Below are 15732 nucleotides of genomic sequence, written 5' to 3'. Positions count from 1 at the left end.
CCCACGAGACGGCGCAGCACGGACACGACCGGGCTGCGCCGTTCTGCTGCAACGGTGCAGAATCACGCCATGACCGCGATGCCCCGCCCTACGCCCCGCCCCGCCGCCGAGCCGGGCACGCCGCAGGGGGGCGCCGCTGCGCCGCCGGTCACGCCCGTGGCTGCGGCGACCGGCACGCCGCCCGTGGCCCACGCCGGTCCGACCGCGTCCGACCGGCCCGCGCTGCCGCCTGCCCATTCGGGTGCGCGGGGGCCGGTGGGCCAGGAGATCGCCGCGCCGGTCCGGCGGCTTGCGACGCCGCAGGCGGCCGCTGTGCCGGGCAGGCCGCTCCAGGGCGCCGTCGCCGCCACGCGACGGGCGGCCCCGGCGCCGGGCACGCCGCAGGGGGGCGCAGGTACTGCCCCGGTCGGGAGCGCCGTTGCGCCGGTCGGCCCGCCTGTCGGTTCGGCCGCGCGGGGGCCGGTGGGCCAGGAGATCGCCTCGTCGCCGCAGCCGGCTGCTGAGCCCGGTACGCCACACGCGCTCGCCACACCGCACAGGGACCCAGCGCCCGACGGGTCGGCGCGTGGGTGGGCCGTCCGGGACGGCGTGGACGCAGTGGGCGTGGGCGGCGGCGCGCGACACAGCGGGGTCGCGCGGCGGGTCGCCGCGCCCCTCGCGGCGCTCAGTGGCGTCGCCGCCGCCTTCGCCTACGTCGGCACCGTCGACCCCAACGAGCCCGGCCATTACCCCGTCTGCCCCCTCCTCCGCTTCACCGGCATCTACTGCCCCGGCTGCGGCGGCCTCCGCAGCGCCCACGCCTTCATCCACGGCGATCTGGCCACCGCCCTCGGAGCCAACGCCGCCGCCGTCGCCGGCTACGCCGTTTTCGCCGTCGTATGGGTCCTGTGGCTGGTTCGCTCCGTTCAGGGCCGGCCGCTGCGCATCGGTCTCACCCCCGGCTGGTGGTGGGTCGTGGGCAGCGTCCTGCTCGCCTTCAGCGTGGTGCGGAACCTGCCGTTCGGATCCATGCTCGTCCCGTGAAGTCCCAGGTAGTGGGACAGCGGCCGACCGGATGAGCACCCTGGGCGCTCCTGCGGATACCATCGAGTTGGCTGATCCTCAACCATCACCGTCCCGGAAGGGGGCCGCTCGCGTGAGTGTGCTCGACGAGATCATCGAAGGTGTGCGCGCCGACATGGCAGAGCGGCAGGCGCGCGTCAGCCTCGACGAGCTCAAGGAGCGCGCCGCCAAGGCTCCCGCGGCCAAGGACGGCGTCGCCGCACTGCGCGGTGAGGGCGTCACGGTGATCTGCGAGGTGAAGCGCTCCAGCCCCTCCAAGGGCGCGCTCGCCGCGATCGCCGACCCGGCGGGACTCGCCGCCGACTACGAGGCGGGCGGCGCGGCCGTCATCTCCGTGCTCACCGAGCAGCGCCGCTTCGGCGGATCGCTCGCCGACCTCGAGGCCGTCCGGGCCAGGGTCGACATCCCGGTGCTGCGCAAGGACTTCATCGTCTCCGCGTACCAGTTGTGGGAGGCGCGCGCGTACGGCGCGGACCTGGCGCTCCTGATCGTCGCCGCGCTGGAGCAGGAGGCCCTGGTCTCCCTGATCGAGCGTGCCGTGTCCATCGGCCTCACCCCGCTGGTCGAGGTGCACGACGAGGACGAGGTCGAGCGTGCCGTGGATGCTGGCGCGAAGATCATCGGCGTCAACGCCCGGGACCTGAAGACGCTCAAGGTCGACCGCTCCACGTTCGAGCGGGTCGCCCCCGAGATCCCGGCGCACATCGTCAAGGTCGCCGAGTCGGGTGTGCGCGGCCCGCACGACCTGATCGCCTACGCCAACGCGGGCGCGGACGCCGTGCTCGTCGGCGAGTCCCTCGTCACCGGCCGCGACCCCAAAACGGCGGTCGCCGACCTGGTGGCGGCAGGTGCCCATCCCGCGCTGCGGCACGGGCGGGGCTGAACCACAGCATGACCGCCGTCCGCCGCCGACCGACCCCGGGCTCGCGCCCGGGTGCCGTCGGCGTGCCCGCGGCGACGCCCACACCGGCGTGCGGCCCGTACGCGCGCCTGGCCCGGGGCTGCCGACCGCGCGGCTGCCGGGCGCCGGCGCGGCGGGTGCACGGGCGGCGGGTGCGTTACGTCATCGGCGACGAGCCGGGACAGGTCAACGGGATGCGATGGCGCGCCGCGGCGCGCGCCGGCCGCTAGGCCGTTTCCTCCCATGCTCTTCCCGGGGCCCCGCCCCGGACCCGTACCGCCTCCGGCCGGTTCTCGATCACCGGGCGGGCTCCCTGCGGAGCCCGGCCGGCGCTCGGGGGCAGCCGCGAGGCGCGGGGTGGGAAGGTCTGCGACGGCGCGCGGCACGCCCGACGTCCTGCACACCCACATCCGGGGCCCCGCCCCGAAACGCCCTGAAACAAGGAGCATCGTCGCCATGTCCAGCGACTACTTCATCCCCGACCCCGAGGGTCAGGTCCCCAGCCCCGCGGGCTACTTCGGTGACTTCGGCGGAAAGTTCATCCCCGAGGCCCTCGTCGCCGCCGTCGACGAGGTCGCGGTCGAGTACGAGAAGGCCAAGTCGGATCCCGCCTTCGCGGCCGAACTCGGCGAACTCATGGTCAACTACACCGGCCGTCCCAGCGCCCTCACCGAGGTCTCCCGGTTCGCCGAGCACGCCGGCGGTGCGCGCGTCTTCCTCAAGCGCGAGGACCTCAACCACACCGGCTCGCACAAGATCAACAATGTGCTGGGCCAGGCCCTGCTCACCAAGCGCATGGGCAAGACGCGGGTCATCGCCGAGACCGGCGCCGGCCAGCACGGGGTGGCCACGGCCACCGCCTGCGCGCTGTTCGGCCTCGACTGCACCGTCTACATGGGTGAGATCGACACCCGGCGGCAGGCGCTCAACGTCGCCCGCATGCGGATGCTCGGTGCCGAGGTCGTCGCCGTGAAGTCCGGCAGCCGTACCCTCAAGGACGCCATCAACGAGGCGTTCCGTGACTGGGTCGCCAACGTCGACCACACCCACTACCTCTTCGGCACCGTCGCGGGTCCGCACCCCTTCCCCGCCATGGTCCGTGACTTCCACCGCGTCATCGGCGTCGAGACCAGGCGTCAGATCCTGGAGCGCGCCGGGCGCCTCCCGGACGCCGCAGTCGCCTGCGTCGGCGGCGGGTCGAACGCGATCGGGCTCTTCCACGCCTTCATCCCGGACACGGACGTCCGCCTGATCGGCTGCGAGCCCGCCGGACACGGCATCGGGACGGGGGAGCACGCGGCCACCCTCACCGCGGGCGAGCCCGGCATCCTGCACGGCTCGCGTTCCTACGTCCTCCAGGACGACGAGGGCCAGATCACCGAGCCGTACTCGATCTCGGCCGGGCTCGACTACCCGGGCATCGGCCCGGAGCACTCGTACCTCAAGGACATCGGCCGTGGCGAGTACCGCGCGGTCACCGACGACGCCGCCATGCAGGCGCTGCGCCTGCTGTCCCGCACCGAGGGCATCATCCCGGCCATCGAGTCGGCGCACGCGCTGGCCGGTGCGCTCGAGGTCGGCCGCGAGCTCGGCAAGGACGGACTGATCGTGGTCAATCTTTCCGGCCGCGGCGACAAGGACATGGACACCGCCGCCCGTTACTTCGGGCTGTACGACACCGACGCCCGGGTCGAGGCCGACGCCTCCGCCGACAACGGCGCCGCCGAGATCCAGGGGGACGTGAAGTGAGCGGCAACATCCAGCTTCTGAGCGACACGCTCGCGGCGGCGAGGAACGAGGGCCGGGCCGCGCTCATCGCCTACCTGCCCGCCGGTTTCCCGACCGTCGACCTCGGTATCGAGGCGGTCAAGGCAGCCTTCGACGGCGGCGCCGACGTCGTGGAGGTCGGACTGCCGCACAGCGACCCCGTCCTCGACGGGCCGGTCATCCAGACCGCCGACGACATCGCCCTGCGCGGCGGCGTCCGGATCGCCGATGTGATGCGCACGGTCCGCGAGGCCCATGCGGCCACGGGCAAGCCGGTGCTGGTGATGACGTACTGGAATCCGATCGACCGGTACGGCGTCGAGCGGTTCACCGCCGAGCTCGCCGACGCGGGCGGCGCCGGGTGCATCCTGCCCGACCTGCCGTTCGAGGAGGCGGGCCTGTGGAGGGAGCACGCCGAGAAGCACGGTCTCGCCACCGTCTTCGTCGTCGCTCCGAGCAGCAGGGACGAGCGGCTCGCCAAAATCACGGCGGCCGGTTCCGGCTTCGTATACGCGGCCTCCCTGATGGGCGTCACGGGCACGCGTGAGTCGGTCGGCGCGCAGGCCCAAGACCTGGTGGCGCGCACGCGTGCCACCACGGACCTGCCCGTGTGCGTCGGACTCGGCGTGTCCAACCCGGCCCAGGCGGCCGAGGTCGCCTCGTTCGCCGACGGCGTGATCGTCGGCTCCGCCTTCGTCAAGCGCATGCTCGACGCGCCGGACGAGACCGCGGCCGTCGACGCCGTACGGGAACTGGCGGGCGATCTTGCCCGGGGTGTGCGCGGCGACGCGTAGCTCGTACGGGTGGATGTGGGACCGGGGAGGCGTGCTGACGCCTCCCCGGTTCGTTTGCGGATTGTGAGCGAGAACGAAGAACGGAAGCGGACCGCACGCGAGCGGCTCCAGCAGGAACGGAAGCGGGACCAGGCGCGCGAGAAGCGCAGGCGGACCCTGATCGTGGCGGCGGCCGTCGTCGGGGTCCTCGGCCTGGCCACCGTGGTCGGCCTGATCGCGGCGAACAGCGGCAAGGACGGGGACGGCCCGTCGCAGACCGGTCCGCTCTCGGCGCCGAGCGGGGCGGAGGGCGAGGAGCAGCTCGCGATCCCGGTCGGCGCGAGCGATGCGCCCTCCACCCTCACCGTGTGGGAGGACTTCCGCTGCCCGGCCTGTGCCCAGTTCGAGAACGCCCTGCGGGAGACGATCCACGAGCTGGAGAAGGCCGGCCAGATCAAGACCGAGTACCACCTCGCCACCCTCATCGACGGCAACATGGGCGGCACCGGCTCCCTGCGCGCGGCGAACGCGGCGGCCTGCGCCCAGGACGCCGGCAAGTTCCCCGAGTATCACGACGTGCTCTTCATGAATCAGCCGCCCGAGCCGGACGACGCCTTCGCCGACAACGACAGGCTCATCGAGCTCGCAGGCAAGGTCGAGGGCCTAGACACGCCCGCCTTCCGCAGCTGCGTCGAGGACGGCAAGCACGACGGCTGGGTCAAGAAGTCCAACGAGGCCTTCCAGAAGGGCGGCTTCCGCGGCACGCCGACCGTGCAGCTCAACGGCGAGTCGATCTTCCCGACGAAGGGCAAGGAGCAGATCTCCGTGGCCAACTTCAAGAAGTGGGTCGAGGAAGCCAACAAGGGCAAGAAGCCCGGCACCCAGCAGCCCGCGGCGGGCGTCGGCGGGTCCGCGGGCGCGTCGTCGCCCTGACCCCGCCGCTTCCGCGGCACGGCGTCCGCTCCGTGTGCACGACGGCCGGGGGCAGGGGCTCGTTACCCAGACGTTGCCGGGTGGGTTGTCGTACGTCCCACCCGGCACGGTAGCGTCGGTGCTGCCATGGACATCGCCTACATTCCCAGCCCGTCGACCGGAGTCATCCATCTCGGACCGCTCCCGCTGCGCGGCTATGCCTTCTGCATCATCATCGGCGTCTTCGTAGCCGTCTGGTTCGGCAACAAGCGCTGGGTCGCCCGGGGCGGCAAGGCCGGCACCGTCGCAGACATCGCCGTCTGGGCCGTGCCCTTCGGCCTCGTCGGCGGCCGGCTCTACCACGTGATCACCGACTACCAGCTGTACTTCAGCGAGGGTGAGAACTGGGTCGACGCATTCAAGATCTGGGAGGGTGGCCTCGGTATCTGGGGCGCGATCGCGCTGGGCGCGGTCGGTGCCTGGATCGGCTGCCGCCGCCGGGGCATTCCGCTTCCGGCCTGGGCCGACGCCCTCGCCCCCGCGGTCGCCTTCGCCCAGGCGATCGGCCGCTGGGGCAACTGGTTCAACCAGGAGCTGTACGGCAAACCCACCGACCTGCCCTGGGCCCTGAAGATCACCGAGGGCCCGAACCGCGAGGCCGGCCTCTACCATCCGACGTTCCTCTACGAGTCCCTGTGGTGCATCGGCGTCGCGCTGCTCGTGATCTGGGCAGACCGCCGCTTCAAGCTGGGCCACGGCCGGGCGTTCGCGCTCTACGTCGCCGCCTACTGCGTGGGCCGCGGCTGGATCGAGTACATGCGGGTCGACGAGGCGCATCACGTGCTGGGCCTGCGGCTGAACGTATGGACCTCGATCGTGGTCTTCCTGCTGGCCGTGGTGTACATGGTCGTCTCGGCCCGGCTGCGCCCGGGCCGTGAGGCGATCGTGGAGCCCGCGGCGGTGGACCTCGCCAAGAAGGCCGGGGACGAGAACGCCGAGCACACTGAGAGCAGCTCTGAGAACACCGACGACGTCGGCGCCACGACCGCCGATGTCGCGCCCGAGGCCGATGCGGCCGATCACCCCGATGCGGTCACCGACGCCGACGCCGACGCCGACGGGGACGCGGCCACGGACGCCAGATCGGCGGGCAAGGGCTGATACGGCAGAGCCGTGACGAAGACCGCCGGAGGCGACGCCTCCGGCGGTCTTCGCGTATCGGGAGTGGAGTCCGGGGTCTTGAGCAGCCGCCCTGGAACGGGTGGGGCTCGGCCGTCGCCTCGACCACCGCCCGTACGCGCTGTCCGGCGGTGAGAAGCAGCGCGTCGCGATCGCCCGTGCGGGGGCCGGCCAACCGGCCGTCCTGCTCGCCGACGAGCCGACCGGAGCACTCGACTCCAGGGAGGGTGCGGCGGTGATGGAGTTGCTCCATGAGCTCCATGAGCTCCATGAGCTCCATGAGCTCCACGAGTTCCACGAGCTGCCCGAATGGGGAAACCCTGGGACTCCGGGGCTAAGACTCCCGGGCCCGGTTCGTGTGGGCCGGGAGTCCGGTGGGGTGCCCGCACCGGACCGCGCACCAGGGCACGGCCCGCGCCGCGCCGCACACCAGGGCGCGGCCCGCACCGGACGGCGGGCGCACCGGGCGGGGGCCGGTGGTGTCAGGGCTCCCAGTCCCGTGCGGCGATGTCGAGCGTGCGCTGCGCGGCCGCCACGACCGCCGCATCGACGAACCGTCCGTCCGGCAGGGCCATCGCGCCCTCGTCCTCGGCGGCCGCCTTCACGATCTCCTCGGCGGACTCGATCTCCTGAGGAGTCGGCCGGTAGGCGCGTTCGATGACCGGCAGCTGACGGGGATGGATGGCCGCGCGGCCGAGGAAGCCGAGGGAGCGGCCGTGGGTGCACGACGCGTGCAGCGCGTCGAGGTCGAGGATGTCGGGGAACACGGACTGCGTCGGCGGCGCCAGCCCCGCCGCTCGGGCCGCGACCACCGTGCGGGTGCGCGGCCAGTCGAGACCGGTGTCGCCGCGCACGCCCAGATCGGCGCGGAGATCGGACTCGCCGAGGGCGATGCCGCGGACCGCGTCATGGGCGGTGGCGATGGCGTACGCGTGCTCGACCGCGAGCGCCGACTCCAGCAGCGCGTACAGGGGGACGCCCGGTGCCGAGGCCGCGATCTGCTGAATGTCAGTGGCGTATGCGACCTTGGGAACACGCAGCGCTGTCAGACCCGGCAGCCCTGTGAGGGTCTCGATGTCCAGGGGGGAGTTGATGCGGACATGGACCGGCAGGGGCAGGTGGGAGGAGAGCAGTTCGGCCGTGGCGGCAAGGGCGTATTCCTTGCGGCCCTGGGCCACCGCGTCCTCGAGGTCGACGATGACGACGTCGGCGCCGGAGGCGATGGCCTTGTGCACGACGTCGGGGCGGTCACCGGGGGCATAGAGCCAGGTCAGGGGGAAGGTCATAGAGCTCCTTCGGTGCGCAGCGCGGTGATGTCGGCCGGGGTGAGACCCAGTTCGGAGAGCACCTCCTCGGTGTCGGCGCCGTGCGGGCGCCCGGCCCAGCGGATGGCGCCAGGAGTCTCGGACAGCCGGAAGAGGACGTTCTGCATACGCAGCGGGCCGAGCTCGGGGTCCGGGACCTCGGTGATCGTCCCGAGCGCCTGGTACTGGGGGTCGGCGACGATGTCACGGACGTCGTAGACCGGAGCGATCGCCGCCTCGGCTTTTTCGAACGCGGCCACGGCGTCCGTGCGGGTGTGCCGTGCGATCCATCCGCCGACCGCCTCGTCGAGCAGGTCGGCGTGCTCGGCGCGGCCGTGGCCGGTGGCGAACCAGGGCTCGTCGATCAGCTCGGGGCGGCCGACCAGGTGCATCACGCGTTCGGCGACGGACTGGGCGGAGGTGGAGACCGCGAGCCAACTGCCGTCGGCCGTGCGGTAGATGTTGCGGGGCGCGTTGTTGCGGGACCGGTTGCCGGTGCGCGGCTGGACGTAGCCGAGCTGGTCGTACCAGAGCAGTTGCGGTCCGAGTACGGCGAGGATGGGTTCGATGATCGCCATGTCGACCACCTGGCCCCGGCCGGTGGTGGTGCGGGCGGCGAGCGCGGTCATCACGGCGTAGGCGGTGGCGAGCGCGGCGACGGAGTCGGCGAGGCCGAAGGGCGGCAGGGTGGGCGGGCCCTCCGGCTCGCCGGTGGCGGCGGCGAATCCGCTCATCGCCTCCGCGAGCGTTCCGAACCCGGGCCGGTTCGAGTACGGCCCGAACTGGCCGAAGCCCGTGACCCGGGTGAGGACGAGACGGGGGTTGGCCGCGCTCAGTTCCTCCCAGCCGAGGCCCCACTTCTCCAGGGTGCCCGGGCGGAAGTTCTCGACGACCACGTCGGCCGTCGTCGCGAGGCGCAGCAGCGTGGCCCGGCCGCCGGGTGTGGACAGATCGAGGGTGACAGTGCGCTTGTTGCGGCCGAGGACCTTCCACCACAGCCCGACGCCGTCCTTGGCGGGCCCGTGGCCGCGGGACGGATCGGGGCGGGTGGGGTGCTCGACCTTGATGACCTCGGCACCGAAGTCGCCGAGCAGGGTGGCGCACAGCGGACCGGCGAAGAGGGTCGCGAGGTCGAGGACGCGGAGTCCGGTCAGGGGAGCGGGCGGGGTGTCCGGTGTGGGAGAGGGGGTCATGAGGCGGCGTCGATCTCGGGGCGGTAGGGCATGGAGGTGGACGCTCCTGGGCGTTGGACGGACAGGGCGGCGGCGGTGGAGGCCCACGCCAGGGCCTCGGGGACCGGTTTTCCTTCCCCGAGGGCGACGGCGAGGGCGCCGGCGAAGGTGTCGCCGGCCGCGGTGGTGTCCACGGCGGCGACCTGGGGTGCGGGCACGGTGACGGGTTCTCTGTCGCGGGCGGCGTACAGACAGCCCGCGGCGCCGAGGGTGATGACGACCGCGGGGACCTGTCGCAGCAGGGCTTCGGCCGCGCCGTGCGGGTCGGCGATCCCGGCGAGGGCGGCCGCCTCGTGCTCGTTGGGCACCAGCAGGTCGATGACGGAGAGGAGTTCGGGTGGCAGCGGCTGCGCGGGAGAGGGGGTGAGCACGGTGCGTACGGAATGCCGGTGAGCGGCCTCGGCACCGTTGAGCACGGCGCTGAGCGGAAGTTCGAGCTGCAGCAGGACGAGGTCGGCCGTGGCGATGAGGGCTTCGTCGCCGGGTGAAAGCCCCGTCACGGTGCCATTGGCGCCGGGGATGACGACGATGGAGTTCCCGCCCTCGTCGTCGACGACGATGTGCGCGGTGCCGGAGGGGCCGTCCGCGGTGCGCAGCAGGTCGGTGTCGACGCCCGACGCGTCGAGGGTGTGACGGAGCACGGCGCCGAAGTCGTCGGACCCCACGGCGCCGATCATGGCGACATCACCGCCCGCGCGGGCGGCGGCCACGGCCTGGTTCGCGCCCTTGCCACCGGGGACCGTACGGAACTCCCGTCCCGTGACGGTCTCTCCGCGCTTGGGGGCGTGTGCGACATAGGCGACGAGGTCCATGTTGGTACTGCCGAGCACCACGATGCCGGTCATGGGCGGAGTGCCTCCTTCAGCGTGAGACGGGCCAGGGTGTCGAAGCCGGTACCGTCGAATCCGGCGACGGAGGTGGACAGCCGGTTCTTCAGCGGGGCCGTCCAGTGGTCCGGCAGCCTCCCGGGGTGGCCGGCCAGCAGCCCGGCGAGCGAACCGGCCGTCGCACCGCCCGAGTCGGTGTCGAGCCCGCCGGAGACGGCACGCGAGACGGTGCCGGTGAATTCGCCTTCGGCATGGGTGAGCGCGGCGGCGAGCAGGGCGGCGTTGGGCAGGGCGTGCACCCAGTGGTACGCGCCGTAGGCCGCGTGCACAAGGTCGACGGCGCGGTCGAAGTCGACCTCCGAGCGGGCCGTTTCGACGCCGAAGCGTACGGCGCGGGCGAGGCGGGAGCCGGTCGGTACGACGGTCAGGCCGGTGGCGATCGCCTCGTGCACATCGGTGGTGCCGCCGGCCGCCGCCGCGATGGCGCCGGCGGTGAACATCGCGCTGTAGACGCCGTTCGCGGTGTGGGTGAGCACGGCGTCGCGGTACGCCTGCTCGGCCGCGGCGGCCGGATCGCCGGGGTTGGTCCAGCCGTGCAGGTCGGCCCGGATCGCGGCGCCGATCCATTCGCGGAAGGGGTTGCGGTGGGTGGCGGTGAACGGGGGCTCGATGCCGGAGAGGAGGTTGCGGTAGGCGACGCGTTCGGCGGTGAAGGTCCGCCCGGCGGGGAGTTCGTCCAGCCACAGGGCGCCGACCTGCGCTGTGGTGAACGCGCGGCCGTGGCGCTGGAGGAGGGCAAGGGCGAGGAGGGGATAGTTCAGGTCGTCGTCCTCGGGCATGCCGTCGATGTTCTCGGCGAGCGATGTGGCCGCGCTGCGCCGGTTCCACGGGTGCGTGGCGGCGAGTTCGGCAGGCAGGCCCTTGGCGGTGAAGTAGGTGGTCGGGGGCCAGTTCCCGGTGGCGCGGCCGATGGCGCGGATGGCCTGGAGGGGCAGCTTCTCGACGGGCTTGCCGAGCAGGCACCCGACGGCACGGCCGAGCCATGCGGCGTGCAGGGCGTGCAGCAGAGACTCGTCAGGGGGCCGGGACACGGCGGGCGTGCGCCCCTCGGGCCCGGCGGCCGCGAGCCGCGAGCCGCGAGCGTGGACGTCCGGTCCCCACTCGGGGGAATGCGGTGCCCCGGGCGGCGGCAGGGGGCCTTCGGCGGGTGGCGGGTCGCCCGGACGGCCGGGCACGACGCCCGGCGCGGACGGCACGGCGCCCGAGGCAGGGGGCGCGCTGTCCCGGGCGTCGGGGCGGGGATCCGTTTCCCGGGCCCCGAGACCAGGCTCGGCGGCCGGGACGGGGTGGCGGTCAGGGCCGCGCCGCGGGGACGACGGCCACTGGGGGCAGGCCGCGACGATCGAAGGCCAGTCCGTCGGTTCGTCGGCCGCCAATGGGGAGGACAGCGCGGCCAGTTCGTCGAGCAGCTCTCCGGCGAGCGCCCGCAGCTCCGGGCGCGGCGGGTCCGGGGAAGCGCCCGCCCGGGGCGGGGCGTAACCGCCGCCGGCGGCCAGCCAGCGGTCGCGCACGGCCGTGGCGTCGCGGCCGTCCTGCTCCGCCTGGCGGAGCTCGTGGCCGACGAGGTCCTCCGGCTGCACCCAGGTAAGGCGCAACAGGCTGGTCATCGGGCGTCCGTCAGCTCGGCGAACGCCGCCTCGTGGGCGCGGCGGCGCGCCAGGTCCCGGGCGTGGATCTCCCGGGCCACGGTCGTCAGCTCAACGGCGGGCGCACGCAGATCGACCCGGCTCGCCTCGGCGACCCGCTCCGCCCACTCCTGCGGTACGGCCCCCTCGCCGTGCAGGGCGCCCGCGATCGCGCCGGCCATCGTCGCGATCGAGTCGCAGTCGCGCCCGTAGTTGACGCACGACAGGACCGTACGCCGGAAGTCGCCGTCACCGACGAGCAGCATGCCGAGGGCGATCGGCAGCTCCTCGATCGAGTGCAGTCGCGAGGGCCGCCGCGCACCCAGCGACGGGGCGCGGTAGTCGGGACCGACCGTGTCGAACGGTGCCACCGCGGCCCGCAGCGGGCCGAGCGCGGACTCGAAGTCCGAGTGATGGGCGGCGGTTTCGGCGGCGGCCTCGATCGCGGCCTGTGTGCCGTCCTTCGCGAGGGCGAGCGCCGCGTCCACCACGGTGGCGGGCGTCGACCGAGGAAGACAGGCCGCGGCGACCGCCGCCGCGAAGACGCCCGCAGCCTCACGGCCGTACGAGGACTGGTGTGCGCCGGCGATGTCGAGGGCCTCGTGGTAAGCGGCCGTCGGGTCCGCCGCGTTGACGAGGCCGACCGGTGCCATGTACATCGCGGCACCGCAGTTGACGATGTTGCCGACGCCCGCCTCGCGCGGGTCGTTGTGCCCGTAGTACAGGCGGTGGACGATCCACTTCTCGGCCAGGAAGACCCGGTGCAGGGGGAGGGCCTCTGCCTCCAGTTCAGGGATCCAGCGGGTGTTGGAGATCAGGTCCGGGACGAGGTGGTCGGCGACGGCGTAGGCGTCCAGATGGTCGCGGACGGTGGCGTAGACGCGGACCAGGGCGTGGGTCATCAACGTGTCGTCGGTGATGTGGCCGTTGCCCTTGTGGTACGGGGCGAGGGGGCGCGCGGTGCGCCATTCGTCGCCGTTCCAGGGGCCGACGATGCCCTCGACGCGGCCGCCGTGCCGCTCGACGATCTGTTCCGGTGTGTAGCCCTCGACGGGCCCGCCGAGAGCGTCGCCGACGGCGGCGCCCACGAGGCTGCCCCGGAAGCGGTCGTCGAGTGAGGGGGGCGGGGGAGTCGTGCGCTCTGCCGACGTCGTGCTCGTCGCGCTCGCCGTCGTGTTCGCCGTCGCTGTCGTCATGCCCCAATTGTTCCCTTGGGGTGGCGGTTGACGGCGTACCGCGCGCCCGGATTCGACCGTGGCCCCTCGGCTGCCCTACAGCGCGACCGCGAGCAGGGCGGCGAGTTCGATGAGATCCGTCCCGGCGAGATGGGGCAGGGCACAGCCCGCGAGGATGCGGCAGCTGTCGCGCCAGGTGCCGGGCACGGCGTCGCCGCCGCCGAGGACGCCGGTCAGCGCGCCGGCCAGCGCGGGCGCGGAGTCGGCGACCCGGGAGAGGCATGCGGCCGCGGGCACCGCCTCGGCGACCCGGCCGTGGGCCGCGATGGTGACGGCGAGCGCGATGGGGACGGTCTCGGCCGCGGCGATGCCGTAGCTGTAGACGTGGTCGACGATCTGATGCTCCAGCAGGGGCACGAGCTCGAACGCCCCTTCGGTACCGCGGGCGAGTGCGACGGCGTGGCGCGCGTTGCGGCCGATCTCCGTGGACTCGGGGAGCTGGGCCAGTGCGGTCTCGACGGTGTCGTCGGCCGACGCGCCGCCGAGCGCCGCGGCCACGGCGGCGGCCATGGCACGCGCGCCGTGCACGCCGTCGCCGTCCTGGGTGTAGCGGGCGTCGAACTCGGCGAGTTCGGCGGCCGCGGCGGGGTCGCCGGGGTGCACGACGGCGAGTACGGCGGCCCGTACGCAGGCAGCGTCGTCGAAGTAGTGCGGATTGTCGTGGCCGGTGGCGGGCGGGCGCAGCCCGGCCGCGAGGTTGCCCAGCCCCGCGCGTACGGAGATGCGGGCGCGCAGGGGGATTACGGCTGACTCGACCTCGGGGGCGCGGTCGGCGGCGGCGGCGACCTGGCAGGCGAGCGAGTTCCAGGCCAGGTCCACGGCGGCGCGCACCCGGCGGCCGGGAGTGAGGCCGCGGAAGTGGTCCCCGCAGGCGGTGAGCACGGTCCCGGCGGCGAACGCGGCCCACTCGGCGTCGTCGGACGGGCCGAGCCGGAGGGGTTCCGGGGGCTGGTTGAGGGCGATGGGCACGGGGAGGGTGGTGGTGGCGTTGTGCTCGGCGAAGGTGTCGAGCTCGCGGGTGAGCCGCCGGGTCCACTCGGGCATGCGGCCGGCGCGGTGCCGCGCGGCGGGCCAGCCGGCGGCGTCGCCGGCTGCGATCCCGAGCAGCAGCCCCTCGACCGGCCGCTCCGGGCCGGGTGCCTCGGCCCCCCGGCCCCGGTGCGGAGCTGGGGAGGGCGCCTCGGCCACGGTGGTGCCACCCCCGCCCTCAGCGGCGACGTGCCGCGCGGGCGCGCCCTCGACTGCGTGGGCGCTGCGCGGGGTCGCCGCCGCGTGGGCCGGTCCTGCCGCTCTTGCGCTGCGCGTGTGCCCGGGTGGGGCCATGTCGGTGGTGGCCAGCGGTCGGGCCGCTGGCCCGGTGGGCGTGCGTCCGGCCGCTCTGACGTTGTGCGGTGCCGACTCCGTGGCCGTGGGCTGCCGTGCGGGTTTCCTCAGGCTGAGGTCCCCTCGCCCGGCGGGCGAGGTCGCGGCCGCCGCCTGGCCAGGCGTTCGGCTGGGGTGTGTCTCTTCCGGAGGGAGAGTCTCGTCCGGAGACGGCTCTCCTTGCCCAGTGGGCGCTGCCTCGGCCGCTCTTGCACTGTGTGCCGGGCCAGGTGGTGCCGCATCGGTGGTGGCCGGGAGCCGGGCCGCTGGCCCGGTCGGTGTCGTCGCGCTGCGCGCCCGGCCCGGTGGCGTCGCCTCCGTACGGGCAGAAGGACCGGCCCCGGTCTCCGGGGGAGGGATCGCGTCTCCCACGTGCAGGCCCTCGGGGGGCGGGGGCGTCGGGGGCGTCATCGGGAGACGGGGGTCAGGAGCGCGGCCACGTCCAGGACGTGGTGGCCGCGCATCGAGGGGAGGCAGCTGCCGCGGACCGGGCCGATCGCCGACGCCCATGCCTCCGGGATCGCCCGCGCCCCGGACACCGCTCCCGACAGCGCCCCCGCCACCGCCGCGGTCGTGTCCGCGTCGCGGCCCATGTTCACCGCCGTCAGCACCGAGCCGCGGAAGTCCCCGCGGGCCGCCGCGAACGCGCCGAAGGCCAGACCGACCGCCTCCGGTGCCAGGTCCGTCCAGGGGTAGCCGCCGATCACCACGGTCGAGCGGATCGCCCGTTCCATGGTGAGGACGTCCGGGTAGGCGCGGCCCGCCGCCACCACCGCGCGGCGCATCGAGCGGGCCGTCCACGAGTCCATCGGGACGACCGACAGCGCCGCGCCGATCACCCCGGCCGGCCCGGCGCCGCCCATCGCCGCCGCGACCCCGGCCGCGACCGCGCGGCCGCCGTGGATGCCCTCGCCATCGTGGCTGACGCTGCCGTCGATCGTCACCAGCCGGGCTGCCTCCTCCGGCTGCCCGGCCGCGAAGACGCCGAACGGGGCCGCCCGCATCGCCAGGCCGTCGCTCCACGCGTGCCGGTGCTGCGCCGAGATCGGGGCGGCGAGGCCGCGGCGGAGGTTCTCCAGCGTGCCGCGCTCGCTGAAGCCCGCGCCGCGGAAGGGGCCCTCGTCCAGGTCCGCGATCCACTCGTGCCACGCCGACTCGACATGCGCGACGGTCAGCTCCGAGCCGTGCCGGGCGAGGAGCAGACCCGAGAAGATCGCGTACTCGGTGTCGTCCGTGCCCGCGGGATCGTCGCTGACGAAGCCCTCGATACGGCCCCAGCGGCGGCGGATCTCGGAGGGCCGCAGGTTCTCGGCGGGCGCGCCGAGCGCGTCGCCGACCGCGAGGCCGAGCAGCGCGCCCCTCGCCCGGTCATCGACGTCCGCCGCGCGGGGGAGGGCGTCGGCGGCAGGGGCCCGTTCCCCGGACGCCGAGGCTGTGGACGTCTCGGTCAGCAACTCCATGAGGGGCCCTTTCGCGCGCGAGCCTGTTCCCGG

At 73.9% G+C, this 15732-nt stretch carries 14 protein-coding genes and 1 pseudogene; 8 read left to right on the top strand and 7 right to left on the bottom strand.

Going from position 1 to position 15732, the window contains the following annotated elements; all coding sequences use genetic code 11:
* The first annotated feature begins 588 nt into the window (after positions 1-588).
* The 8 genes and pseudogenes from ACH5AF_RS14895 to ACH5AF_RS14860 all read left to right on the top strand — a co-directional run.
* Positions 589-1023 carry a DUF2752 domain-containing protein gene (locus tag ACH5AF_RS14895; protein ID WP_398902057.1) on the top strand — a complete coding sequence of 145 codons (435 nt, stop codon included), beginning with the start codon at positions 589-591 and terminating at the stop codon, positions 1021-1023.
* A gap of 112 nt (positions 1024-1135) precedes the next feature.
* A complete protein-coding gene (gene trpC, locus ACH5AF_RS14890; protein WP_398902056.1) occupies positions 1136-1945 on the top strand; it encodes an indole-3-glycerol phosphate synthase TrpC in 810 nt (269 codons plus the stop codon).
* Between the two features lie 8 nt (positions 1946-1953).
* The gene (gene trpM / locus ACH5AF_RS14885) at positions 1954-2193 is read left to right on the top strand and encodes a tryptophan biosynthesis modulator TrpM (RefSeq protein ID WP_398902055.1); all 240 of its coding nucleotides are present in this window, start codon (positions 1954-1956) and stop codon (positions 2191-2193) included.
* A 226-nt stretch (positions 2194-2419) separates the two neighbouring features.
* Positions 2420-3712 (top strand): tryptophan synthase subunit beta, encoded by a 1293-nt coding sequence (trpB, locus tag ACH5AF_RS14880; RefSeq protein ID WP_398902054.1) that lies wholly within the window; start codon positions 2420-2422, stop codon positions 3710-3712.
* Positions 3709-4524 carry a tryptophan synthase subunit alpha gene (trpA, locus tag ACH5AF_RS14875; RefSeq protein WP_398902053.1) on the top strand — a complete coding sequence of 272 codons (816 nt, stop codon included), beginning with the start codon at positions 3709-3711 and terminating at the stop codon, positions 4522-4524. The genes trpB and trpA overlap by 4 nt, the downstream gene beginning before the upstream one ends.
* Positions 4525-4587: 63 nt before the next feature.
* Positions 4588-5436 (top strand): DsbA family protein, encoded by an 849-nt coding sequence (locus tag ACH5AF_RS14870; protein ID WP_398902052.1) that lies wholly within the window; start codon positions 4588-4590, stop codon positions 5434-5436.
* Between the two features lie 126 nt (positions 5437-5562).
* Positions 5563-6576: a prolipoprotein diacylglyceryl transferase gene (lgt, locus tag ACH5AF_RS14865; RefSeq protein WP_398902051.1), complete on the top strand. Its 1014-nt coding sequence runs from the start codon at positions 5563-5565 to the stop codon at positions 6574-6576.
* 88 nt (positions 6577-6664) lie between these two features.
* Positions 6665-6856, top strand: a pseudogene (locus ACH5AF_RS14860) (ATP-binding cassette domain-containing protein); the annotation flags it as partial.
* 220 nt (positions 6857-7076) lie between these two features.
* Here ACH5AF_RS14860 and ACH5AF_RS14855 read toward each other — a convergent pair.
* The 7 genes from ACH5AF_RS14855 to ACH5AF_RS14825 all read right to left on the bottom strand — a co-directional run bounded on the left by ACH5AF_RS14855 (position 7077) and on the right by ACH5AF_RS14825 (position 15699).
* Positions 7077-7880, bottom strand: a complete 804-nt coding sequence (locus ACH5AF_RS14855; protein ID WP_398902050.1) for an HpcH/HpaI aldolase/citrate lyase family protein — start codon at positions 7878-7880, stop codon at positions 7077-7079.
* Positions 7877-9091 carry a CaiB/BaiF CoA transferase family protein gene (locus tag ACH5AF_RS14850; RefSeq protein WP_398902049.1) on the bottom strand — a complete coding sequence of 405 codons (1215 nt, stop codon included), beginning with the start codon at positions 9089-9091 and terminating at the stop codon, positions 7877-7879. Before ACH5AF_RS14850 ends, ACH5AF_RS14855 begins: the two co-directional genes overlap by 4 nt.
* Positions 9088-9975 carry a ribokinase gene (rbsK, locus tag ACH5AF_RS14845; RefSeq protein ID WP_398902048.1) on the bottom strand — a complete coding sequence of 296 codons (888 nt, stop codon included), beginning with the start codon at positions 9973-9975 and terminating at the stop codon, positions 9088-9090. The genes ACH5AF_RS14850 and rbsK overlap by 4 nt, the downstream gene beginning before the upstream one ends.
* Entirely contained in the window at positions 9972-11624 is a 1653-nt protein-coding gene (locus ACH5AF_RS14840; RefSeq protein WP_398902047.1) for an ADP-ribosylglycohydrolase family protein, read from the bottom strand. Before ACH5AF_RS14840 ends, rbsK begins: the two co-directional genes overlap by 4 nt.
* On the bottom strand, positions 11621-12838 hold the full coding sequence (locus ACH5AF_RS14835; protein WP_398902046.1) for an ADP-ribosylglycohydrolase family protein: 1218 nt from the start codon (positions 12836-12838) through the stop codon (positions 11621-11623). Before ACH5AF_RS14835 ends, ACH5AF_RS14840 begins: the two co-directional genes overlap by 4 nt.
* A gap of 75 nt (positions 12839-12913) precedes the next feature.
* Positions 12914-14200: an ADP-ribosylglycohydrolase family protein gene (locus tag ACH5AF_RS14830; protein ID WP_398902045.1), complete on the bottom strand. Its 1287-nt coding sequence runs from the start codon at positions 14198-14200 to the stop codon at positions 12914-12916.
* A 446-nt stretch (positions 14201-14646) separates the two neighbouring features.
* Positions 14647-15699 (bottom strand): ADP-ribosylglycohydrolase family protein, encoded by a 1053-nt coding sequence (locus ACH5AF_RS14825; RefSeq protein WP_398902044.1) that lies wholly within the window; start codon positions 15697-15699, stop codon positions 14647-14649.
* Positions 15700-15732: the final 33 nt, after the last annotated feature.

Origin of the sequence: Streptomyces sp. NPDC018833, from assembly GCF_044390825.1 — a bacterium.
Classification (GTDB): Bacteria; Actinomycetota; Actinomycetes; order Streptomycetales; family Streptomycetaceae; genus Streptomyces.
Note: the sequence above shows the minus strand (reverse complement) of the source record. Positions and strands in the feature narration are given on the sequence as shown.

Coding starts and splice junctions, on each gene's coding strand:
- trpM (WP_398902055.1), top strand. CDS start 1,954: ATGACCGCCGTCCGCCGCCGACCGACCCCGGGCTCGCGCCCGGGTGCC.
- trpB (WP_398902054.1), top strand. CDS start 2,420: ATGTCCAGCGACTACTTCATCCCCGACCCCGAGGGTCAGGTCCCCAGC.
- lgt (WP_398902051.1), top strand. CDS start 5,563: ATGGACATCGCCTACATTCCCAGCCCGTCGACCGGAGTCATCCATCTC.
- ACH5AF_RS14855 (WP_398902050.1), bottom strand. CDS start 7,880: ATGACCTTCCCCCTGACCTGGCTCTATGCCCCCGGTGACCGCCCCGAC.
- ACH5AF_RS14850 (WP_398902049.1), bottom strand. CDS start 9,091: ATGACCCCCTCTCCCACACCGGACACCCCGCCCGCTCCCCTGACCGGA.
- rbsK (WP_398902048.1), bottom strand. CDS start 9,975: ATGACCGGCATCGTGGTGCTCGGCAGTACCAACATGGACCTCGTCGCC.
- ACH5AF_RS14840 (WP_398902047.1), bottom strand. CDS start 11,624: ATGACCAGCCTGTTGCGCCTTACCTGGGTGCAGCCGGAGGACCTCGTC.
- ACH5AF_RS14835 (WP_398902046.1), bottom strand. CDS start 12,838: ATGACGACAGCGACGGCGAACACGACGGCGAGCGCGACGAGCACGACG.
- ACH5AF_RS14830 (WP_398902045.1), bottom strand. CDS start 14,200: ATGGCCCCACCCGGGCACACGCGCAGCGCAAGAGCGGCAGGACCGGCC.
- ACH5AF_RS14825 (WP_398902044.1), bottom strand. CDS start 15,699: ATGGAGTTGCTGACCGAGACGTCCACAGCCTCGGCGTCCGGGGAACGG.